Annotated in this window: 18 protein-coding genes; 3 read left to right on the top strand and 15 right to left on the bottom strand. The window is 67.7% G+C overall.

What is annotated here, in order from left to right; genetic code table 11:
• From ACESMO_RS01450 to ACESMO_RS01380, 15 genes are all read right to left on the bottom strand, one after another.
• A partial coding sequence (locus tag ACESMO_RS01450) for a dihydropteroate synthase (protein WP_372706402.1) occupies nucleotides 1-1,250 on the bottom strand: 1,250 nt, incomplete at its 3' end.
• A gap of 211 nt (nucleotides 1,251-1,461) precedes the next feature.
• Nucleotides 1,462-2,529: a homocysteine S-methyltransferase family protein gene (locus ACESMO_RS01445; RefSeq protein WP_372706401.1), complete on the bottom strand. Its 1,068-nt coding sequence runs from the start codon at nucleotides 2,527-2,529 to the stop codon at nucleotides 1,462-1,464.
• Complete coding sequence (gene metF, locus ACESMO_RS01440) at nucleotides 2,529-3,602, bottom strand: methylenetetrahydrofolate reductase [NAD(P)H] (protein ID WP_372706403.1); 1,074 nt, start codon at nucleotides 3,600-3,602, stop codon at nucleotides 2,529-2,531. Before metF ends, ACESMO_RS01445 begins: the two co-directional genes overlap by 1 nt.
• A 2-nt stretch (nucleotides 3,603-3,604) precedes the next feature.
• Nucleotides 3,605-4,567 (bottom strand): ArsR/SmtB family transcription factor, encoded by a 963-nt coding sequence (locus tag ACESMO_RS01435; RefSeq protein WP_372706400.1) that lies wholly within the window; start codon nucleotides 4,565-4,567, stop codon nucleotides 3,605-3,607.
• A 61-nt stretch (nucleotides 4,568-4,628) separates the two neighbouring features.
• Nucleotides 4,629-5,558, bottom strand: a complete 930-nt coding sequence (locus tag ACESMO_RS01430; protein ID WP_372706399.1) for a 2-hydroxyacid dehydrogenase — start codon at nucleotides 5,556-5,558, stop codon at nucleotides 4,629-4,631.
• Between the two features lie 108 nt (nucleotides 5,559-5,666).
• A complete protein-coding gene (locus ACESMO_RS01425) occupies nucleotides 5,667-5,975 on the bottom strand; it encodes a hypothetical protein (protein ID WP_372706398.1) in 309 nt (102 codons plus the stop codon).
• Between the two features lie 613 nt (nucleotides 5,976-6,588).
• Nucleotides 6,589-8,256 (bottom strand): energy-dependent translational throttle protein EttA, encoded by a 1,668-nt coding sequence (ettA, locus tag ACESMO_RS01420; protein WP_372706397.1) that lies wholly within the window; start codon nucleotides 8,254-8,256, stop codon nucleotides 6,589-6,591.
• A gap of 279 nt (nucleotides 8,257-8,535) precedes the next feature.
• Nucleotides 8,536-8,745: a S41 family peptidase gene (locus ACESMO_RS01415; RefSeq protein ID WP_372706396.1), complete on the bottom strand. Its 210-nt coding sequence runs from the start codon at nucleotides 8,743-8,745 to the stop codon at nucleotides 8,536-8,538.
• A gap of 435 nt (nucleotides 8,746-9,180) precedes the next feature.
• The gene (locus ACESMO_RS01410; RefSeq protein ID WP_372706395.1) at nucleotides 9,181-9,933 is read right to left on the bottom strand and encodes an SDR family NAD(P)-dependent oxidoreductase; all 753 of its coding nucleotides are present in this window, start codon (nucleotides 9,931-9,933) and stop codon (nucleotides 9,181-9,183) included.
• 37 nt (nucleotides 9,934-9,970) lie between these two features.
• Entirely contained in the window at nucleotides 9,971-10,315 is a 345-nt protein-coding gene (locus ACESMO_RS01405; RefSeq protein WP_372706394.1) for a VOC family protein, read from the bottom strand.
• 5 nt (nucleotides 10,316-10,320) lie between these two features.
• A complete protein-coding gene (purF, locus tag ACESMO_RS01400; protein WP_372706393.1) occupies nucleotides 10,321-11,835 on the bottom strand; it encodes an amidophosphoribosyltransferase in 1,515 nt (504 codons plus the stop codon).
• 27 nt (nucleotides 11,836-11,862) lie between these two features.
• A complete protein-coding gene (locus ACESMO_RS01395) occupies nucleotides 11,863-12,456 on the bottom strand; it encodes a CvpA family protein (protein WP_372706392.1) in 594 nt (197 codons plus the stop codon).
• 28 nt (nucleotides 12,457-12,484) lie between these two features.
• On the bottom strand, nucleotides 12,485-13,849 hold the full coding sequence (gene radA / locus ACESMO_RS01390; RefSeq protein ID WP_372706391.1) for a DNA repair protein RadA: 1,365 nt from the start codon (nucleotides 13,847-13,849) through the stop codon (nucleotides 12,485-12,487).
• A 79-nt stretch (nucleotides 13,850-13,928) separates the two neighbouring features.
• On the bottom strand, nucleotides 13,929-14,966 hold the full coding sequence (alr, locus tag ACESMO_RS01385; protein WP_372706390.1) for an alanine racemase: 1,038 nt from the start codon (nucleotides 14,964-14,966) through the stop codon (nucleotides 13,929-13,931).
• A gap of 185 nt (nucleotides 14,967-15,151) precedes the next feature.
• A complete protein-coding gene (locus ACESMO_RS01380) occupies nucleotides 15,152-17,377 on the bottom strand; it encodes a DEAD/DEAH box helicase (RefSeq protein ID WP_372706389.1) in 2,226 nt (741 codons plus the stop codon).
• Nucleotides 17,378-17,566: 189 nt separating this feature from the next.
• Here ACESMO_RS01380 and ACESMO_RS01375 point away from each other — a divergent pair, with 189 nt between their 5' ends.
• The 3 genes from ACESMO_RS01375 to ACESMO_RS01365 all read left to right on the top strand — a co-directional run bounded on the left by ACESMO_RS01375 (nucleotide 17,567) and on the right by ACESMO_RS01365 (nucleotide 21,253).
• Nucleotides 17,567-18,616 carry an extracellular solute-binding protein gene (locus tag ACESMO_RS01375; protein ID WP_372706388.1) on the top strand — a complete coding sequence of 350 codons (1,050 nt, stop codon included), beginning with the start codon at nucleotides 17,567-17,569 and terminating at the stop codon, nucleotides 18,614-18,616.
• 62 nt (nucleotides 18,617-18,678) lie between these two features.
• On the top strand, nucleotides 18,679-20,238 hold the full coding sequence (locus tag ACESMO_RS01370; protein WP_372706387.1) for an ABC transporter permease: 1,560 nt from the start codon (nucleotides 18,679-18,681) through the stop codon (nucleotides 20,236-20,238).
• Nucleotides 20,225-21,253 (top strand): ABC transporter ATP-binding protein, encoded by a 1,029-nt coding sequence (locus ACESMO_RS01365; protein ID WP_372706386.1) that lies wholly within the window; start codon nucleotides 20,225-20,227, stop codon nucleotides 21,251-21,253. The genes ACESMO_RS01370 and ACESMO_RS01365 overlap by 14 nt, the downstream gene beginning before the upstream one ends.
• Nucleotides 21,254-21,362: the final 109 nt, after the last annotated feature.

Raw genomic sequence — 21,362 nt, 5'->3', positions numbered from 1 at the left:
TTCTTGCCGATGTCGTGGACGTCGCCCTTGACCGTGGCCATCAGGATGCGGCCCGCCTGTTCGCGCGGCTTGCCGGCCTTTTCGGCCTCCATGAACGGGTTCAGCCAGGCGACCGCCTGTTTCATCACCCGCGCGGACTTCACCACCTGCGGCAGGAACATCTTGCCCGAGCCGAACAGGTCGCCGACCACATTCATCCCGTCCATCAGCGGACCCTCGATGACGTGCAACGGCCGGTCGAACGACAGGCGGGCTTCCTCGGTGTCCGCGTCGATGAACTCGGTGATGCCGTTGACCAGGGCGTGTTCGATCCGTTTGCCGACCGGAGCGTCGCGCCATTTCAGATCGACCACCCGCGCCACACCCTTGTCGCCCTTGTAGTTGGGGGCGATGTCGACCAGCCGCTCGGTATTGGACACATTGGTCCGCTGCGGCCGGTTGAGGATCACGTCCTCGACCGCTTCCTTCAGCGTCGGCTCGATGTCGGTATAGACCGGCAGGTCGCCGGCGTTGACGATGCCCATATCCATGCCCGCCTGGATGGCGTGGTACAAGAAGACCGAGTGGATCGCCCGGCGCACCGGCTCGTTGCCGCGGAACGAAAACGACACGTTCGACACGCCGCCGGAAATACGGGCGTAGGGCAGGGTGCGTTTGATCTCTGCTGTCGCCTCGATGAAGTCGACGGCATAGTTGTCGTGTTCCTCGATCCCCGTCGCCACGGCGAAGATGTTGGGGTCGAAGATGATGTCCTCGGGCGGGAAACCGACCTCGTCCACCAGAATGCGGTAGGCCCGGGTGCAGATCTCGATCTTGCGCGCGGCGGTGTCGGCCTGACCGACCTCGTCGAAAGCCATGACCACTACGGCGGCCCCGTAGCGCAGGCATTTGACCGCCTGTTCGCGGAACTCCGCCTCGCCCGCCTTCATCGAGATGGAGTTGACGATCGGTTTGCCCTGAACGCATTTCAGGCCCGCCTCGATCACCTCCCATTTGGACGAGTCGATCATCACCGGCACCCGGGCGATGTCCGGCTCGGCCGCGATCAGGTTCAGAAAGGTGACCATGGCCGACTTCGAGTCGAGCAGGCCCTCGTCCATGTTGATATCGATGATCTGCGCGCCGGCCTCGACCTGCTGGCGCGCGACCGTCAGGGCGGCGGAATAGTCGCCGTCGATGATCAGCGTCTTGAACCTGGCCGAGCCGGTGACGTTGGTCCGCTCACCGACGTTGATGAAGGTGGGTCTCATGATCGTCCTCCCTCTCCCGACGGGAGAGGGCTTGAGCGCACGGCGGCGCAGCCGTCGTTCTGGCGCGAAAGGGTGAGGGGCGTGTGTGTGGGTCGGCGCAAGCCGGTTCGCGAGCGATGCAACGGCTTGCGCCGAACGACGTAGCGGACCCTCATCCGGCCCTTCGGGCCACCTTCTCCCACTGGGAGAAGGGAGCAGGATTGGCCACCCATCACGCCACCAGCTCGAACGGTTCCAGCCCCGACAACCGCATCGCCACCGGACGTTCCGGGATCACCCGCGTCGGCAGTTTCGACACCGCCTCGGCCGTATGCCGGATATGCTCCGGCGTCGTGCCGCAGCAGCCGCCGACGATATTGACCAGACCCGACGCCGCCCATTCCTCGAGGAAGTGGGCGGTCTGGTGCGGTTCCTCGTCATACTGGCCCATGGCGTTGGGCAGGCCGGCGTTGGGATAGGCGGCGACCAAAGTGTCGGCGACCCGGCTCAGTTCGGCGATGAAGGGGCGCATCAGGTCCGCCCCCAGCGCGCAGTTGAAGCCGACGGCGAACGGCTTGGCATGCCGCACGCTGTTCCAGAAGGCCTCGGCGGTCTGGCCCGACAGGGTGCGGCCCGAGCGGTCGGTGATTGTGCCCGAAATCCAGATCGGCAGGGCCTCCATGCCCTCGTCCTCGAGGTCCTTGATGGCCTTGATCGCGGCCTTGCAGTTCAGCGTGTCGGTGATGGTCTCGATCAGATACAGGTCGACCCCGCCTTCGTTCAGCGCCCGCACCTGATGACGATAGGCGTCATAGACCTGATCGAAGGTCACCAGCCGCGCGCCGGGATCATTCACATCCGACGACATCGACAGCATCTTGTTCAACGGTCCGATCGAGCCGGCGGCGAAGCGCGGCTTGTGCGGCTCCTTCCCGGTCCAGCGATCGGCGGCGGCGCGGGCCAGTTTGGCCCCCTCCAGATTGATATCCCAGACCGCGTCGGCTTCGAGTTTGTAGTCGTCTTGAGCGATCACCGTGGCCGAGAAGGTGTTGGTCTCGGAGATATCGGCCCCGGCGGCGAAATACTGGTCATGCAGGTCGGCGATGACGTCGGGCCGGGTCAGGCACAGGATGTCGTTATTGCCCTTCATCTGGCCGACATGGTCCACGAAGCGGTCGCCGCGGAAATCCTCCTCCGACAGCTCGCTGCGCTGGATCATCACCCCCCAGGCCCCGTCGAGGACGAGGATGCGTTCCCCGGCCACCCGATGCAGGGCGGCGATGCGGTCGGCGCGGGTCATCAAAAATCCTCCCCAATCGGGGGAGGGGGACCATGCGCAGCATGGTGGAGGGGGCTCACCGCATCCGCCGCCGTACGGGGTCGGTTCCCTCCACCGCTCTGCGGTCCCCCTCCCCCGACGGGGGAGGATTTCTCCCGCACGCCCAGCACCCGGCAGATCGCATAGACCAGGTCGGCGCGGTTCAAGGTGTAGAAGTGAAAGTCGGCGAAACCCTCTTCCTGAAGCCGGGCGCAGGTCTCGGCCGCCACGGACGCGGCGATCAGCTTGCGCGTCTCCGGGTCGTCGTCCAGCCCGTCGAAATGGGCCGCCAGCCAGTCGGGCACCGCCGCGCCGCACGCCGCCGACATCCGCTTCAGGCCGTTGAAATTGGTCACCGGCATGATTCCCGGCGACATCGGAACATCGATTCCCGCCGCCCGCACCCGGTCGCGGAACCTCAGAAAGGCGTCGATGTCGAAGAAGAACTGGCTGATCGCGCGGGTGGCGCCCGCATCGACCTTGGCCTTCAGCACGTCGATGTCATGGTCCGTCGACGGGCTCTCGGGATGGCCCTCGGGATAGCAGCCGACGATGACGTCGAACCCGCCCTTGGCCGTGATCGCGGCGGTCAGTTCGGTGGCATTGGCGTAACCGTCCGTACGCGGAGCATAGGCCCCGCCGATCCCCCCAAGACTGGCGTGCCCGCCCGGCGGATCGCCGCGCAGGGCCACGATGTGGCGCACCCCGGCGTCGCGATAGCCTTCGATGACCGCGTCCACATCCTCGCGGCTGGCCTCGACGCAGGTCAGGTGGGCGGCGGGGGTCAGGGTCGTTTCGGCCAGGATGCGCTCGACCGTCCGGTGCGTGCGCTCGCGCGTCGATCCGCCGGCCCCATAGGTCACCGAGACGAACTCGGGCTCCAGCGGGGCCAGACGCGTCACGGCCTTCCACAGATTGGCCTCGGCCTCGTCGGACTTGGGCGGGAAGAATTCGAACGAGACGCGCGGCCGCGACGCGTCCTGCCCGGCGCGCGCCACGGGGCCCAGCGGCGACAGCAACAGGGCGCGCGCCTCGGCCAGACTACGGGGGGCGATACTCACGCGACCTGCGCCCGGGCTTCGGCGGGCCGTTCGGCGGTCCAGATCGACACGGTCAGGCCGTCGGTGTCGGGGGGCAGGGCGATCGGCGCGCTGGGCTTCAGGCCCACACCGGTCAGCCAGCCCCGCATCTCCTGATCGGAAAAGCCCAGCCGGCGATGCTGATGCTCGTCGCGCAGATGCTCCAGTCGGTGCGGGGCGAAATCGACGATCAGCAGCCGCCCGCCGGGCATGACCAGCCGCGCCGCCTCGGCCACCGCCGCCTCCGGATCGGCGAGGTAATGCAGCACCTGATGCACCAGCACCAGGTCGGCGCTGTGTTGCGGCAGGCGGGTGGCGAAGATGTCGCCGTGGCGCAGCTCGACCTTCTCCAGCCCGGCTTTGGTCACATTGGCGCGGGCGATGTTGAGCATGTTCTGGCTGAGATCCAGCCCGACCGACATTTTCGCCGACTTGCCCAGCAGCGTCAGCATCCGCCCCGAGCCGGTGCCCAGATCCACCACCCGTTCGAACGGACCCTCGCCGGCCGCGCGCTTGATCGCCGCCTCGACGGCGCTTTCGCTGACATACAGCGACCGGATCCGGTCCCACTGGGGCGCGATGCGTTCGAAATAGGCGCTGGCGGCCGCACCGCGATCGCGCCGCACGTCTTCCAGACGCCCGTCGTCGGCCTCGCCCGCCGACACGTCCAGCAGGTCCAGGACGGTGTCGACAAGGCGACGCGCCGGCATATCGGACGACAGCCGGTAGAACACCCGCGCCCCGTCCGGAAACCGCTCGACCAGACCCGCTTCGGTCATCAGTTTCAGGTGCCGCGACACGCGCGGCTGGCTCTGGCCGAGGATGCTCGACAGCTCCATGACCGACAGCTCCTCGCCGGACAGCAGCGACAGCACCCGCAAACGGGTGGGTTCCCCGGCGGCGCGCAGGGCGTCCACAGTCTGGTCGGCGGTCAGAGACATCCAATCATATAAGGATATCCTTATATGATTATGCAAGCGAAAACCGTGGCGCGGCGGGGATTCAGTCGGGAACGGGGGTCTTCAGCGCGTTTCCCGTGAACGCAGCCTGCAGGTTCTCCATCAGCAAACCCAGCATCCCCTGAACCGCCTCCGTCGTCGCGCCGCCGGTGTGCGGGGTCAGCACGGTATTGGGCACGCCGCGCCACTTCGCGACGTCGGTCGGCTCGTCCTCGAACACATCCAGCGCCGCCTGGCCCAGCCTGCCGTCCTTCAACGCCGCGATCAGGCCGTCCTCGTCGATCAGCTGGCCGCGCGCCACATTGACCAGCAGCCCCTGCGGCCCCAGCGCCTCGATCACCGCGCGCGAGATCAGGCCGATGTTGCCGTCGTCCGCCTTGCAGGCCACCACCAGAATGTCGCTGTCCCGCGCCAGTTTGATCAGCGACGCGGCGCGCGGCCAGGCGGCGTCCTTGTCGCGCGGACCCCACCATGTCACCGGCATCCGCAGCGCCTCGGCCCGCCGCGCCACCGCCTCGCCGATCGCGCCCAGCCCGACGATGCCGACGCGCTGGCCGTTCAGCGAGGGCGTGATCATCTTCGAATCCGGGGTCCAGTTGCCGGCCCTCAGCGCCCGGTCCCCGGCCGCGATCTGGCGCCGCGCGGCCAGGATCAGGCCGATGGCGTGGTCCGCCACATCCTCGTGATTGACCCCCGGCGCATGGCTGACCGGCAGGCCGCGCGCCCTGCACCACGCGACGTCGATCCGGTCATAGCCCGAGGTGAAACAGGCGATCAGCTTCAGGTTCGGCAACCGTTCGATCAGCGCCTTGTCCAGTTCGAACTCCCCGGCGACCACCAGGGCGCGGATATCCGCCTGGGCCTCGACCGGCGGCCCCTCCCAGAACCGGTAGACGGTCCACTGGCTCTCCAGAAACGGCGTCAGCGGCGCCAGATGGCGCTGCATGATCAGAACGGCGGGGCGATCGGTCATGGAACCACCCTATCAGCTCCCGCGCCCGCCGGGCGAGGCCCCCATCGTGACCCTCTCCCGGCGGGAGAGGGAGGGGCCCGCGCGCCCGGCGCGTGGGAGGGTGAGGGGTTACGGTGTCAGACGTCCGTCCACACGGTCCAGGCGGGCGGCCTGTTCGTCGATCCGCATCCGCCAGTCGGCGGCCTCGTCCGGCGCCAGCACCGCCAGCAGTCTGGGCACGGTCCGCTCCATGCGCGCGGCCTTCATGTCGGGGTCCCACGGCCAGACGGCGGCGGCGGTCAGATCGGCCAGGGTCCGCCGCAGGGTGTTCACCGCGATGGGGTAGGGCACGACATAGGCGGCGGGCGCGGGCGGCGTGGGGGTGCCGAACAGGTCGGGTTGCGGGGATGGGAACAGTTCGGCCTGGGCAGCGGGCATGGGCGGCGTCTCGCGATTCGGAGACAATATCGCGCGGACGACGCGGCGGCGCGAGTGGGACGGGGGATTTATCCCTTTTCAATCCTCCCCCGGAGCGCAGCGAACGGGGGAGGGGGACCGCCCGAAGGGTGGTGGAGGGGGCGGAGCCACGCTCGGTGTCCGGGGTCGCCCCCTCCAGCCCGGCGCAAGCGCGCGGCGGTCCCCCTCCCCCGCTGACGCGAGGGAGGATTTCGCGTCGGCGGAAACGCCTTCCCATAGCCGGCGCGCGCCAGCTCCCACGACTGTGCCGTGACGACGGCATATCTCTGAAGCAGCAATCCCATACCGGTTCTCCCGCCGCCGCGCGGTCGATCCGTCGCGGCAATAGCGGACACCCTGGCCCGGCGTCACGACAGTAACGGTCGTGACAATCGCGGCCGGTATGCGACTGGGTTTGGGGATCTCGATCCGGTGCGGAATTACCCACCCTTCCGCTCATCCCCGCGAACGCGGGGACCCAGTCCTCTGGATGACCGGCCCCTGACCGTTCGCACGGACAGGGGTCCCACGCACCTTGCCTCACGACAGCACCGGGTCCCCGCGTTCGCGGGGATGAGCGGGCTTTTGGGGGGACCTATCTGCCGAATTTCTGGAACTTGATCCGGTGCGGGATCAGGCTCTCGACCCCGAGGCGACGCTTCTTGTCCTCCTCATAGGCCTCGAAATTACCCTCGAACCATTCGACGTGGCTGTCGCCCTCGAAGGCCAGGATATGCGTCGCCAGACGGTCCAGGAACCAGCGGTCGTGGGAGATGATCACGGCGCAGCCGGCAAAGCCTTCAAGCGCCTCCTCGAGGTTCTGCGGCGTCTCGATGTCCAGGTCGTTGGTCGGTTCGTCGAGCAGCAGCAGATTGCCGCCGGTCGCCAGCGTCTTGGCCAGATGGACGCGGTTGCGCTCTCCGCCCGACAGCTGGCCGACCTTCTTCTGCTGGTCGCCGCCCTTGAAGTTGAAGCTGCCGACATAGGCGCGGGTGTTGATCTCGCGCTTGCCGACCATCATCACATCAGTGCCGCCCGAGATCACTTCCCAAATGGTCTTGTTGGGCTCCAGATCGTCGCGGCTCTGGTCAACATAGGCCAGTTTGACCGTCTCGCCGACCTTGATGGTGCCGCCGTCGGGCTGTTCCTGACCGGTGATCAGGCGGAACAGGGTCGACTTGCCGGCGCCGTTCGGCCCGATGATGCCGACGATGCCGTTGGGCGGCAGTTTGAAGCTCAGATCCTTGAACAGCAGCTTGTCGCCATACGACTTGTTCAGCCCCTCGACCTCCAGCACCACATTGCCCAGACGCGGGCCGGGCGGGATCTGGATGACCGCATGGGTCTGGGCCCCGCGCAGGCTCTCCTGCTCGTCGACCATCCGCTCATAGGCGGCCAGACGGGCCTTGGACTTGGCCTGACGGGCCTTGGCTCCCGAGCGGACCCATTCCAGTTCGCGGGTCAGGGCGCGCTGGCGGGCTTCGGATTCCGAATTCTCCTGCACCACCCGCTTGGTCTTGGCCTCCAGCCAGCTCGAGTAGTTGCCCTCGTGCGGATGGCCCTTGCCGCGGTCCAGCTCCAACGTCCATTTCGTAACCAGATCAAGGAAATACCTGTCATGCGTGACCAGAATTACGCACCCCGGAAACGCCTCCAGGTGGTGCTGCAACCACGCCACCGACTCGGCGTCCAGATGGTTGGTCGGCTCGTCGAGCAGCAGCATGTCGGGCTTGCTTAGCAGCAGGCGGGCCAGCGCCACGCGCCGCTTTTCACCGCCGGACAGGTTGGGGGTCGCTGCCTCGTCGGGCGGACAGCGCAGGGCGTCCATGGCCATTTCGATCCGGCTGTCGATGTCCCAGACGTCGCCGGCATCGATCTTTTCCTGCAGGTCCGTCATCTCGGCCATCAGCTCGTCGGTGTATTCGTCGGCCATTTCCATGGCGATGGCGTTGAAGCGGTTGACCCACTGCTTCTCCTCGCACCAGGACTCGACGTTCTCGCGGACGTTCAGACTGTCGTCGAGCTGGGGCTCCTGCTCCAGATAGCCGCGCTTGATCCCGTCGGCGGCCCGCGCCTCGCCGGAAAATTCCGCGTCCAGCCCGGCCATGATCTTCAGCAGGGTGGACTTGCCCGAGCCGTTGACGCCGACGACGCCGATCTTGGCGTCGTTGTAGAAGCTGAGCCAGATATTCTCGAAGATCTTCTTGCCGCCAGGAAAGGCCTTGGTCAGGCCCTGCATCTGAAAGATAAATTGCTGCGCCATGAGGTGCGGTGTGCCCTGTCTGTCTGGAGGTGTCGGGAGGTTGGCGCGGGATGTAGCCGCCACGCCGCCGTTCGGCAAATGTCTAGCGGCGGGGGAGGGCGGTTTGATGGCGGGTCAGGCGGCGCAGGCCGGTTGTTTCAAGAGCCATGCGGCGGCCGCTTCCTCGACCGCATCGGCGGGGTCATCGGGCTCGCCCATCCCAGGTTCGATCGGCCCGTCCGGAGGGATTCTGTCAGGATAGACCTGTCCGTTGCGATCCGCGGCCATCGTGGTGGTGATCTACATGACCATGCCGTCGGAAAGTTCGACCCGCTCGTTGGCGCTGGCGACACCATAGGTGCGGCTGCCGAATGTTCGTGCCGTCGCGCGTCCGATGAGGCTCAGGGCAGCCCCCTCCACGGAGCTGCCGGTGGCACCGTCGATCAGGACGGCGATGGGCGCGGTGCTGGGGCCAGTCACCCGGCTCCACCCCTCCACGCGATTGATCACGGGCTCTTCGGGGTCAACGGGATCGGTCAGGGCTGCGCCCTCGCGGAGAACAGCATTGGGCCGGAACTGACCGTCCGGGGTGACATGGCTGAAGACGTAGCCGTCGCCGACCAGGTCCGAAAGTCCGGTAGTGGGTCACTTTGAATCCCCGAGACCGATTCCTCAATCGCTTCCAGAAGCGTTGGAAGGTCAGCTTGGGTTACTTTGTCGGCACTCCGCTACTCAATCAGGACACGACGAAATTCCGAACCGTCATAGTCGTTTGCGGGCTCAAGATGGATTCTGCTGACCTGATGCTCGATCTTGGATTCAGACGCGGTCTAGCGAACCTGGTTGCGCAGGTCTTCGGGAGTAGCCTCGAGAGGATATCGGTTCCGATCCATCTCAGAAGAGTACCACGCCACCATTCTAGATGAAGCGAAGCGAGCGAATGGGTCAGATCAGCGCCGCCGCGTCCGGTTCGCTCGCCCAGTCCTTGAACTTCACCTCCAGCGGCGGCTCCAGATCGCCGCGGGCCAGCTCGACCATCAACGGGCCGATCGCCGACGGTTGGACCAACGTCTCCGGATCCTCGCCCGGCCAGGCCTGGGCCCGCATCGCCGTGCGCATGCGGCCGGGATCGAGGATGGCGACGCGTATGGGCATGCTTTCGATCTCGTCCGCCCAGCATTTCATCAGCACTTCCGCCCCGGCCTTGGTCGCGGCATAGGCGCCCCAGAAGGCCTTGGGCGCGGCGGCGACGCTGGTGGTCAGATAGATGACGCGGGCCGCGTCCGACGCCTTCAGCAGCGGCTCCAGCGAGCGGATCAGGCGATAGACGGCGGTGAAATTGGTTTTCTCGACCTTGGCGAAGCCGCGCGGGTCGGCATTGCTGACCGGCGTCAGGCCCTCGGACCCCATGGTCGCGGCCGCCTGAACCCAGACGTCCAGTCGCCCGAAGCGTTCAAAGATCGCGCCGCCCAGCCGGTCGATGGCTCCGCCGTCGACAAGATCGAACGGGACCAGCGTCGCGTGCTGGCCGGTCGCGGCGTAGATGGCGTCGTCCAGCGCTTCCAGACCACCCTGTGTGCGCGCGGTGGCCACGACATGGGCGCCGGCCTTGGCCAGCGCGAGGGCGCTCTCATAGCCGATGCCGCGTGAGGCCCCGACAACAAGGGCGATGCGGTCTTTGAGGGGAAGGTCGGTCATGGCGCGCCTGATAGCGCGCCAGCCTCGTGCGCGGAAGCTAGAAGCCCGCCGCCGGTTGCCACAGGCTGAAGCTCACGCCCTGGTCGTCGCTGACCACGACCGACCGGCCGCTGGCGCTGTCCGAGGGCATGGCCGCCCTGCCGCCCAGCTCGACCACCCGTCCGCACAGGGCGTCGACGTCCTCGACCCGGAAATACAGGTGGGGAAGCCGGCTGGCCCGTTCGGCCTTGGTGAAACCGACGGGCGGATTGCTGTCGGCAACATGGGCATAGGTCGGGCTCGATGCCGCTTCGTCGAAGGTCCAGCCGAACAGAGCGCTGAAGAAGGCGCGCGCCTTGTCGATATCGGGGGTGTCGACGGTGAAGTAACCGAGCTGGATCATGGGGCTCAAGCGCTGACCAGCAGCGAAAGTTGCCGCGCGGCGACGTCGCGCCCGCCTTCCTCGATTTCGCGGTCCATCAGTCGGGTCGGATACTCGCCGGTGAAATAGTGGTCCGTGAACTGCGGGTTCCGGGGGTCGCGCGGGCCAGCGTCCATGGCTTCGTACAGGCCATCGACCGACAGAAAGCCCAGGGAGTCGACCTCGAGGAAAGCCCGCATTTCTTCCAGCGTCATGTTGGCCGCGATCAGCTGGTCCCGTTCCGGCATGTCGATGCCATAGAAGTCCGGCCACAGGATCGGCGGGCTGGCCGAACGCAGGTGCACCTCCGTGGCGCCCGCCGCGCGTACGGCGCGGACCAGTTTCACCGACGTCGTGCCGCGCACGATCGAATCGTCGATCAACACCACCCGCTTGCCCTCCAGCACCGAGCGGTTCGGGCTGTGCTTCATCCGCACGCCCTTCTGCCGTGCGCTTTTGTTGGGCTGGATGAAGGTGCGGCCCAGATAGTGACTGCGGATGATCCCCATCTCGTAGGGGATGCCGCTTTCCTGCGCATAGCCGAGGGCCGCGGGCACGCCGGAGTCCGGCACCGGCACGACCACGTCGGCCTCGACTCCGTGCTCGCGCGCCAGCTTCATGCCCATCCGCTTGCGAACGCCATAGACCGAACGCCCGTTCACGATGCTGTCGGGCCGCGAGAAATAGACGTATTCGAACAGGCAGGGCCGCGCCCCACGCGTGGGGAAGGGCTTCAGCGACTTCAGCCCCTCATGGTCGATGACGATGACCTCGCCATGTTCGACGTCGCGCACGAAGGTCGCGCCGATGGTGTCCAGGGCGCAGGTCTCGGACGCCAGCACCCAGGCCTCGCCGATCTGGCCGAGCACCAGCGGGCGGATGCCCATCGGGTCGCGCGCGCCGATCATCTTGGAGCGGGTCTGGCAGACCAGGGCATAGCCGCCCTCGATCCGGCCGATGGCGTCGATGAAGCGATCGACGATCTTGGCCTTACGCGACCGCGCGATCAGATGAAGGATGACTTCGGAATCCGAGGTCGACTGGAAGATGGAGCCTTCGCCGACCAGCTGGTTCCGCAGATAGAGGAAGTTGGTCAGATTGCCATTGTGGGCGATGGCGATGCCGCCCGAGTCCAGATCGGCGAACATCGGCTGGATGTTGCGCAGGAAGCTGCCGCCCGCGGTCGAATAACGCGTGTGACCCACGGCGGCCGATCCGGGCATGCGGGTCGGCAGGTCGGCCCCGCCAAAGGCTTCGCCGACCAATCCCATGTGCCGTTCAGTGTGAAAGCGGGCCTCATGCACGCTGGCGATGCCGCAGGCTTCCTGCCCGCGATGTTGCAGGGCGTGAAGGCCGAGAGCGACGATCGCGGCACCGCCGTCGTTCTCCGCACCCCAGACGCCACAGACGCCGCACTCGAGACGCAGCTGATCATCGTCGATGTCGCGAAAATGCTCCCGGTGAACGACCGGGTCGGCGATGGAATGGGCGAGGCTGCTCATCGTGGGGCTCCGATGATGCGGGAAACGCTAGTTGGGGGCTGGCCGCGAAATATTGTCTGTTTTGGGCGAGGGCAAGGCTTCCGCGTCAGAAAATCCTTTGCTTACGGACGAAGTCACGACGGGCGTCAGCGCATCCGCGCCCTTGCCGATCTCCGGAAGCACGATCTGGATCGCGCGGGCCGCGCCCGCCGTGACGGGGCGTAGCGCGGCCTCGCTCAGCCAGCGGGGCGTGCGTTCGCCCGGCAGGGCGGCGACCACGACCAGATGGATCGCGCCCAGCAGCACCAGCGACCGCGCCGCGCCGACGAAGATGCCTATGATCCGGTCGATGCCCCCCAGCTGCGGATGCGCCTGCGCGCGCTTCGACAGGATCGAGCCGAACATGCGGATGCCGAAATAGACCAGCAGGAAGGAGGCGACGGCGGCGGCGATGGTTCCTGCCCAGTCCGGATCGATCAGAGCCCGCCCGATCGGCCCGGTCAGCGGCAGCGCCACCAGGGCGATGAAGGCCGCCAGCACGAAGCTCAGCAGGGTGATGATCTCGCGCGTGCCCCCGCGCACCCAGCCCGCGAGGGCCGAGACGAGGATGACCAGAATGGCGAAGACGTCGAAACCGGTCATGCGCGCTCGAACTGAAGTCGGTCTGGTCTCAATAGCTGTTTTGCGAGATTCGTTCGACCGCTTCCGACAGACGGCTGACGGCCGTGGTTTTCACGCCCTTGTCCTTGACCGTCAGGGGTGGGCACAGGGCCTGATCGAAGCCCAGCTTCTGCGCCTCCCGCAGCCGCGCCTCGGCCCGACCGACCGCGCGCACCTCGCCCGACAGGCTGATCTCGCCGAACACCACGCAGCCCTGCGGCAGCGACGTGTCGGTGGCCGAGCTGATCAACGCCGCCGCCGCCGCCAGATCCGCCGCGGGTTCGCTGATCCGCAAACCGCCCGCCACGTTCAGATAGACATCCTGATCGCCGAAGCCGATCCCGCAGCGCGCCTCCAGCACGGCCAGCACCATGGCCAGCCGCCCGGTGTCCCAGCCGACAACGGCCCGGCGGGGGGTGCCGTAGGCTGACTTCGACACCAGCGCCTGCACCTCGACCAGCACGGGGCGCGAGCCTTCGATGCCCGCGAACACCGCCGCCCCCGGGGCCCGATCCTTGCCTTCGCCGAGGAACAGGGCTGAGGGATTGCTGACCTCGCGTAGCCCGGCGTCGCCCATTTCGAACACCCCGATCTCGTCGGTGGCGCCGAAGCGGTTCTTGCCCGCGCGCAGGATGCGGAACGGATAGCCGCGCTCGCCCTCGAAGCTCAGGACGGCGTCGACCATGTGCTCGACCACGCGCGGCCCGGCCACCTGACCGTCCTTGGTCACATGGCCGACCAGGATCACCGCCACGCCGTTCGCCTTGGCCAGACGCACCATTTCGCCCGCGCATGCCCGGGCCTGCGTCACCGATCCCGGTCCGGCCTCGTGCGCGTCCGACCACAGGGTCTGGATCGAATCGACCACGACGATGTCGAATTTCTCGCGCTTCAGCGTGCCGAGGATGTCCCGCAATGACGTCGCCGAGGCCAGGTTGACCGGAGCCTTCTCCAGCCCCATCCGCCTGGCCCGCGCCCGGATCTGCTCGATCGCTTCTTCGCCCGAGATATAGGCGACGCGAGCCCCCTTCAGCGCGGCGCGCCCGCAGACATCCAGCAGCAGGGTCGATTTGCCCACGCCCGGATCGCCGCTCAGCAGGATGGCGGACCCCGGAACGACGCCTCCGCCGCAGACGCGGTCGAACTCGGTCACTCCGGTCACGATGCGTGGTGGCTCCGGCGTGTCGGACTGCAATGTCTCGAATTGCAGGCCCCGCGTCTTGGCGGCGCTGACCGGCTTCATCGCCCCGGGCGGTGCCGTTTGGCTCTCCTCGACGATGGAGTTCCACTGACCACAGGCCCCGCACTGTCCGGCCCACTTGCCGTGGACCGCCCCGCAGGACTGACAAACATAGATCGCCCCGTCTCTCGCCATGAGGTTGGCTTACAGGAGTCGCGGGCGGCGGGGCAGAGGGTGCGGCGCGCCTGCGTCCGATCCTGACGTCACCCGGCCTTCAACCGATGTACTGGCGCGGAACCCGCGCCGACACTGACGTCAGCAGTTCGTAGGCGAGGGTGCCGGCGGCCGTCGCCGCGTCGTCCAGCATCCGGTTGGGTCCAAACAGTTCGACCGTATCGCCGACCCGCACGTCCAACCCGGTCACGTCCACGGCGCACACGTCCATTGACACCCGCCCGATGAGGGGGCGAAGCGCGCCCGCCACAAAGGCGGAACCGTCCGGGCTGTAGGCGCGCAGCACGCCGTCGGCATAGCCGGTGGCGCAGGTGGCCACGCGGGTGGCGCGTTCCGCCGTGAATTTGCGCGAATAGCCGACGGTCTCTCCCGGCGGCACGTCGCGGACCTGAAGGATCTCGGCCGTCAGCGTCGCCACGGCGCGGATGCGTGCATCGGGCCGCCCTTCCGGCCCGCCGCCATAAAGGCAGATACCGGGACGCAGCGCGTCGAACGCATAGTTCGCGCCCAGGAAGGCCCCGCCTGAGTTGGCGAAAGACCGGATCGCGCCTGGATAAAGCGCCGCCGCCGCGGCAAAGGCATCCCGCTGGCGCGCATTCATGGGGTCGACCGGGTCGTCGGCGCAGGCCAGATGGCTGAGAACCAGATCCAGCCCCTCGAACGCCTCGGGCGCGTCCTCGGGCCGGAACCCCAGCCGGTTCATCCCGGTGTCGATCTGCAGCCCGCAGGCACCGCCGCCGGCTTCGCGCCAGTCGGCCAGTTGTTCCGCCGTGTTGATTACGGGGCGCAGGTTGGCGGCGTGAAGGCGAGGGACCCTGCCCGTCGCGCAGCCGTCCAGCACATAGATCACGGCCTCGCTGCCCAGCCCGGCGCGCAAGGTCTCGCCCTCCGAAACGCGGGCCACGAAAAAGGTTCTCGCGCCCTCCACCATCAACCGTCTGGCGCAGGCGACGGCGCCGAGGCCATAGCCGTCCGCCTTGACCACCGGGTGCACGGGCGCGCCTCCGATCGCTTCCAGGGCATGGAAGTTGGCGGCGAGCGCATTCAGATCGACAGTCAGTGTGGCCGGGGCGGGCATTCCCCCATCTAGGGCCTCGCTGTTGTGCGACGCAACACGATCTGACGCGGCGTCGTGTTTGCCTTGCGTCATTCGGCAGGGATGGAAGAGCGTGCACTCGCGCAGGGTGGCCCGGCCGATGGCGATCCACTACCGCTGACCGCCGGACAAGTCCCTCTGCGCGGCCCCCCCTCCGCGCATCGGCGTCAGCGCGGCGGCTTGGCCTTGTAAGGCTTGGCCGCAGGCGGCTTGCCGCGCGCGTCCTTCGGAGCCCAGGGACGGTCACCGCCCTGAGGCTTGCCTTGCGGCTTGCCTTTCCAGGGCTTGTCGCCGGCGGCGGCTTCGGCCGGGGCCGCGTCGGAGCGCGGCGTCCAGGGCGTCTTGCCCTCGACGGGCGGCTTTTTCACCCAGGGCTTCTTGCCCGGTGGCGTCGGGTCGTTCGGCGTGCGCTTGACCCAGGGCTTCTTGCCGTCGGCGGCGGGCGCGGGCGCGTCTTCCCGCTTCACCCAGGGCTTCTTCTCGCCCTGGGGCTTGCCCTCGCGGGGTTTCCAGGCTGGCTTGTCGCCGTCCTCGCGCTTGACCCAAGGCGTCTTGGCTTGAGCAGCCGGAGCGGCGTCGTCGCGCTTGACCCACGGCTTCTTGTCGCCTTCGGGGCGGTCCTCGCGGGGCTTCCAGGCCGGCTTGTCGCCTCCGTCCTCACGCTTGGCCCACGGCTTGCGTTCCGGGCGGTCACCAGTGGGGCAATCCGCGCCGGGCTTCTTGTCCCAGCGGCCGACCGGCTTGTCCTTCGGACCCGGTGCCACGGCTGCATCGATCTTGACGCCATCCTCGAGGCCCAGGGCGATGGCCGCCTCGAACCTGGCCTTCATCTCCAGCGTGATCTCGAACTTGGTCTCGCGGTCGAAGATCTTGATCGAGCCGATGTCGCGCTTGGTCACGTGACCCAGACGGCAGATGGTCGGCATCAGCCATTTTGGGTCGGCGTTCTTGTCGCGGCCGATGTTGATCCGGTACCAGGCCATGTCGCCGCCACGGGCAAAGTCCGTGTACGGAACGTCGGGCTGACCCTTGTCGTTCACGCCTGACTGCTGCTGACGCTTCATGCGGTCGTCGTCATAGACGTCTTCCGGTGCCGGCAGCTTCTGGCGGTACAGCTGGATCAGGGCGGCGGCGACTTGTTCGGGCGTGGATTTCTCCAACAGCTGCCGACCCATGGCCAGGGTCTCCTCGTCGTCGATGACCCCGATCAGGACCGGGTCGGCCAGCATGCGGGCGTGGTCGTTCTCGAGGATCATTTCCGCAGATGGTGGACCCGACCATTCGGCCTTGATCGAGGCCGACTGCAGCATCAGTTCGACCTTGCGGCGGCGGGTGTAACTGACCAGCAGGACGGACACGCCCTTCTTGCCGGCGCGTCCGGTGCGGCCCGAACGGTGCAACAGGCCGGCCTTGTTGACCGGGATTTCGGCGTGGATGACCAGGCCCAGGTCGGGCAGGTCGAGGCCGCGCGCCGCCACGTCGGTGGCGACGCAGACCCGGGCGTGCCCGTCGCGCAGGGCCTGCAGGGCCTCCGACCGTTGGCTCTGGGTCAATTCCCCGGACAGGCCGACGACGGAGAAGCCGCGTTCGCGCAGGGAACTGGTCAGATGCTTCACCCGCTCGCGCGTGTTGGCGAACACAAGCGCGCCGGGGGCCTCGAAATAGCGCAGCACATTGACGACGGCCAGTTCGACCTCGTTCGGCGCGACGCGGATGGCCTTGTACTCGATGTCGCCGTGCGGGGCATTGGAGGCCGTGGTGTCGATGCGCAGGGCGTCGCGCTGATAGGTCTTGGCCAGCTGCACGATGTCGCGCGCCAGGGTGGCCGAGAACATCAGCGTCCGTCGCACGGTCGGGGCGGCATTGAGGATGAAGGTCAGGTCTTCCTGGAAGCCCATGTCCAGCATTTCGTCGGCTTCATCCAGCACGACGGCCTTCAGCGTCGACAGGTCCAGCGAGCCGCGCTCGACGTGATCGCGCAGACGGCCGGGCGTGCCGACCACGATGTGGCAGCCGCGCTCCAGCGCGCGCCGCTCGACCTTGGGGTCCATGCCGCCGACGCACGAGACGATGCGGGCACCGGTCTGGTCGTAGAGCCATTGCAGCTCGTTCGAGACCTGCAGGGCCAGTTCGCGTGTCGGGGCGATGACCAGAGCGACCGGCGCGCCGAACTCGGCGAATTTCTCGGCCTCGCCCAGCAGGGTGGGAGCCAGGGCCAGACCGAAGGCGACGGTCTTGCCCGAGCCGGTCTGGGCCGAGACCAGCAGATCGCGCCCCGTTCCGTCCGCGTTCAGCGAAGCGTCCAGCACCGCCGACTGCACCGGCGTCGGCTCGGCATAACCGCGCTCGGAAAGGGCGCGATCGAGCGCGGGATGACTGGCGGGGAAGGGCATGAGGACGTCCGTAAGGCACCAGGGTGGCGCGCGCCAGCTATGCCCTTTTGAGGCGGGCCGACGAAGGGCGGAGCATTTGCGCCCTGATCAAGGCGGAAGCACGGCTAAAGCCCATTCAACTGCACCCTGCGACCGCGCTTGCCGACCCTTTCCCTTGACTCCGTCCGCGATCAACGGAAAGACACCAACATGCAGATGCGAACCAATGTCATATTCTCCGTTGCCATGGCTGCGCTCGTCGCCGCCTGCGGCCAGAACGGCTCGACTACGCCGGATAAGGCCGATGCCGGGGTGGTCAATCTCTATACCGCGCGCCACTACGACGCCGACAAGGCCGTGCATGCGCGCTTCACCGAAGTGACCGGCATCCGCGTCAACACCATCGAGGGCAATGCCGACCAGCTGATCGCTCGCATGACCAGCGAAGGCGCGGCCAGTCCGGCGGACCTGTTCGTGACGGCCGATGCCGGGGCCCTGTGGCGCGCTCAGAACGCCAATCTGCTCCAGCCCACGACGTCCCGGGCACTGAACGCCGCCATCCCGGCCAATTTGCGCGATCCCGAGGGTCGCTGGTTCGGCCTGAGCCGCCGCGCCCGCATCGTCGCCTATGATTCCACCAGGGTTCAGCCCGCCGACGTCGACACCTATGAGGAGATCGCCTCGCCCCGCTTCCGCGGTCGCCTGTGCGTGCGTTCGGCTGACCACGTCTACAATCTGTCGCTGGTTGGGGCGCTGATCGAGGCCTGGGGCCCCGCCAAGACCGCACAATGGACGCGTGGCATCGTCGCCAACATGGCCCGCCCCCCCGAAGGCGGCGACCGCGATCAGATCCGCGCCGTCAATGCCGGGGTCTGCGAGATCGCCCTGACCAACAGCTACTACTATATCCGCATGGCCAGCGGCGACGACGCGGCCGACCTCGAGGTGACCACCAAGGTCAAACTGGCCTTCCCGTCGCTGGACGGCCAGGGCTCGCACGTCAACATCTCGGGCGGTGGCGTCGCCGCCAATGCCCCGAACCGCGCGAATGCCGTCCGGCTGCTGGAATTCCTGGCCACGCCCGAAGCCCAGACCATGGTCTCGGCGGGCAATAACGAATATCCCGCCAGCCCGAACGTACCGGCTCCCCCCCCGACTGATGCCTATGCCGACTTCACCGCCCATCCGATGTCGGTCGCGACCTATGGTTTGCGTCAGGCCGAGGCTCAGAGCCTGATGAGCGCGGCAGGCTGGCGATAGGCCCCGACACCGCCTCGACGACCCTGGCCGCGCGCGCGGTTCGCGTCGGCGCGCCTTCGCTGTTGACGCTGCTGGCCTGGCTGGCCGCCGCCGTCGCCATCGCGCCCCTGATCGGCGTGATCGCCGCAGCGTTCGGCGACGGACAGGCCGACATCGCGGCCTCTGACCTGATCCGCTACGCCCTGACCTCTGCTGCCCTGGCCGTGATGGTCGCCATCGCCACGGCCGTGCTGGGGTCGGTCTCGGCCTGGCTGGTGGTCATGCACCGGTTTCCGGGCCGGTCGGTCTTCGCCTGGGCCTTGGCCCTGCCGTTGGCTGCGCCAGCCTTTGCCGTAGCCTATGGCTATGCCGACCTGTTCGACGTCGCGGGCGATCTTCGTACGTGGATGCGCGCCGTGCCCGGCATCGACTGGGGACCACAGATGCGCAGCCTGCCAGGCGCGGCCTTCGTCCTGTCGCTGGCCTTCTATCCTTATGTCTATCTGACCCTTCGCGCGGCTCTGGTGAACCAGTCGGCCCAGGCCATAGAGGCGGCCCGCAGTCTGGGTTGCTCCCCGACCCAGGCGCTGTTCCGCGTCGCTCTGCCCCTGCTGCGCCCGGCCCTGGCCGCCGGCGTCGCCCTGGCGGTCATGGAGACCCTCGCCGATTTCGGGGCGGTGCAGTTTCTCAGCGTCCAGACCCTGACCACCGGCGTAGTAAGGTCGTGGTTCGTCTATGGTTCGCTGGAAGCGGCCGCGCGTCTGGCCCTGCCGCTGCTCGCCGCCGCCGCCGTCGTGCTCTGGATCGAACGTCTCAGTCGCCGGGGCCGCACCGACGAAGCCGCCCGCGCCCGCTGGCGTCCGATCGAACCCACGCCACTGAATGGCGGGCGTGGCCTGCTCGCCTTTGGCTTCTGTCTCGGCCTGCTGACGCTCGGCCTGTTGCTTCCGGTCGGCTGGCTGGCCTTGAACGCCATCGACATCAGCCCGGACTGGAGCCGCCTGGCCCGCGCCGCCGCCAACAGTCTGGGCCTCGGGCTCGGCGGGGCCGTCGCCACGGTCATTTTCGCGACCTGTCTGGCCCTGTCGGCCGAGCGGATGCCGGTGACCGCCCGGATCAGCAGCCTGGGTTATGCGACCCCTGGCGCGGTCATGGCCATCGGCCTTCTGGTGCCCGCCTCCGTCGTCTGGCAGACTATTCCCGGTGCCGTTTCAGGCCTGGGCGCGGGGCTGGCCCTCCTGATCTACGCCTATGCCGCCCGGCTGATGGCGGCGGCGCTGGAGCCGGTCGAGGCCGGGCTGACCCGGGTCACGCCTTCGATGGTCGCCGCTGCCCGGACCCTTGGCCGCAGCGAGGCGGGAGCCGCGCTGTCGGTGCGGCTGCCCATCGCATCCGGTGCCCTGCTGACCGCGACGCTGGTAGTCTTCATCGATGTGGTGAAGGAACTGCCGGCGACCCTGATCCTGAGGCCGTTCAACGTCGACACCCTGGCCGTCATCGCCGACAACTATGCCCGCGACGAACGGCTGCCAAATGCGGGCTGGCCCAGCCTGATGATCGTCGCCCTGACCCTTCCCGCCGTGATCTGGCTGACGCGCAAGATCACGGCGTCGCGCCCCGGAGACCCGCATGGCCAACATTGACGCCATCGTCTCGGTCTCGGGCGTGAGCCGCGCCTTTGGCCGCAAGGTCGCGGTGGACCGCGCCGACCTGACCCTGTCACGCGGTCGCATCCTGGGCCTGCTCGGGGCATCCGGCTCGGGCAAGAGCACGCTGCTGCGCGTCATCAGCGGCCTGGAACCTATCGATGCAGGCACCATCGCCATAGATGGGCAGATCGTCTCGATACCCGGACGCGCCGTGCCGCCCGAGGCCCGCCGTGTAGGCATGGTGTTCCAGGACTTTGCCCTGTTCCCCCATCTGACGGTGGCCCAGAATATCGGCTTTGGTTTGAAGGGACGCACCGACCGCGATGCTACCGTGGCAGCCCTGCTGGACCGCATGCGTCTGGCCGATCGCGGTCGGGCCTTCCCCCACACCCTGTCTGGCGGCGAGCAGCAGCGCGTCGCCCTCGCCCGCGCCCTGGCCCGAGATCCTGCGGTCGTCCTGCTCGACGAACCCTTCTCCAGTCTGGACGGAGCCTTGCGGGCCGAGGTGCGCGACGACCTGGTCCAGGCGCTGCGCGACAGCGGGGCCTCCGCCATCGTCGTCACCCACGACGCCGAGGACGCCATGATCATGGCCGACGACCTGGCCCTGATGGAGGCCGGTCGCGTCATCCAGGCGGGGACGCCGCACGAACTCTATACCCGCCCGACGTCCGTCGCCGCCGCCCGGCTGCTGGGCCCGATCAATCTGGTCGAGGCGGAGGTCCGACAGGGTCTGGCCACGTCCGTGCTCGGCCAAAACTCTACTTTGCTGCCCGATGGAGCGGCGTTGATGGGCGCGCGTCCGACCGACATCCGGCTCACCAAACCCGAAGCGGGCCTTCCGGCGCGCGTCGTGTCGGTGGGCTTCTCCGGTGCGTTCCATGTCGTTCGCGCCACCATCGGATCGCACATCCTGTCCATCCACGTCACCGGCCAGCTCCCCGCAGTCGGAGATGGGATTGGCGTGACGACCGATCCGACACCCCTGCTGGTCCTGCCCCTGACCTGACACCCGATCAGGTCACGGCCCGGTGCCGTTTCCAGGGGGATTTCGGGGGGGCGGGGCGGAAACCGCTCGGTTCGCCAAGCCCCTGAAAGAAATGGTGGATGCGACAGGG

Source organism: Brevundimonas sp. (assembly GCF_041688735.1).
Lineage (GTDB): Bacteria > Pseudomonadota > Alphaproteobacteria > Caulobacterales > Caulobacteraceae > Brevundimonas.
The sequence above is the reverse complement of the archived record's forward strand: the minus strand, read 5'-3'. Positions and strand labels throughout refer to the sequence as shown.

What these genes read in the sequence shown, in the direction of transcription:
- ACESMO_RS01445 (WP_372706401.1), bottom strand. Translation starts at nt 2,529, where the DNA reads ATGACCCGCGCCGACCGCATCGCCGCCCTGCATCGGGTGGCCGGGGAA.
- ACESMO_RS01435 (WP_372706400.1), bottom strand. Translation starts at nt 4,567, where the DNA reads ATGTCTCTGACCGCCGACCAGACTGTGGACGCCCTGCGCGCCGCCGGG.
- ACESMO_RS01430 (WP_372706399.1), bottom strand. Translation starts at nt 5,558, where the DNA reads ATGACCGATCGCCCCGCCGTTCTGATCATGCAGCGCCATCTGGCGCCG.
- ACESMO_RS01425 (WP_372706398.1), bottom strand. Translation starts at nt 5,975, where the DNA reads ATGCCCGCTGCCCAGGCCGAACTGTTCCCATCCCCGCAACCCGACCTG.
- ettA (WP_372706397.1), bottom strand. Translation starts at nt 8,256, where the DNA reads ATGGCGCAGCAATTTATCTTTCAGATGCAGGGCCTGACCAAGGCCTTT.
- ACESMO_RS01410 (WP_372706395.1), bottom strand. Translation starts at nt 9,933, where the DNA reads ATGACCGACCTTCCCCTCAAAGACCGCATCGCCCTTGTTGTCGGGGCC.
- ACESMO_RS01405 (WP_372706394.1), bottom strand. Translation starts at nt 10,315, where the DNA reads ATGATCCAGCTCGGTTACTTCACCGTCGACACCCCCGATATCGACAAG.
- purF (WP_372706393.1), bottom strand. Translation starts at nt 11,835, where the DNA reads ATGAGCAGCCTCGCCCATTCCATCGCCGACCCGGTCGTTCACCGGGAG.
- ACESMO_RS01395 (WP_372706392.1), bottom strand. Translation starts at nt 12,456, where the DNA reads ATGACCGGTTTCGACGTCTTCGCCATTCTGGTCATCCTCGTCTCGGCC.
- radA (WP_372706391.1), bottom strand. Translation starts at nt 13,849, where the DNA reads ATGGCGAGAGACGGGGCGATCTATGTTTGTCAGTCCTGCGGGGCGGTC.
- alr (WP_372706390.1), bottom strand. Translation starts at nt 14,966, where the DNA reads ATGCCCGCCCCGGCCACACTGACTGTCGATCTGAATGCGCTCGCCGCC.
- ACESMO_RS01380 (WP_372706389.1), bottom strand. Translation starts at nt 17,377, where the DNA reads ATGCCCTTCCCCGCCAGTCATCCCGCGCTCGATCGCGCCCTTTCCGAG.
- ACESMO_RS01375 (WP_372706388.1), top strand. Translation starts at nt 17,567, where the DNA reads ATGCAGATGCGAACCAATGTCATATTCTCCGTTGCCATGGCTGCGCTC.
- ACESMO_RS01365 (WP_372706386.1), top strand. Translation starts at nt 20,225, where the DNA reads ATGGCCAACATTGACGCCATCGTCTCGGTCTCGGGCGTGAGCCGCGCC.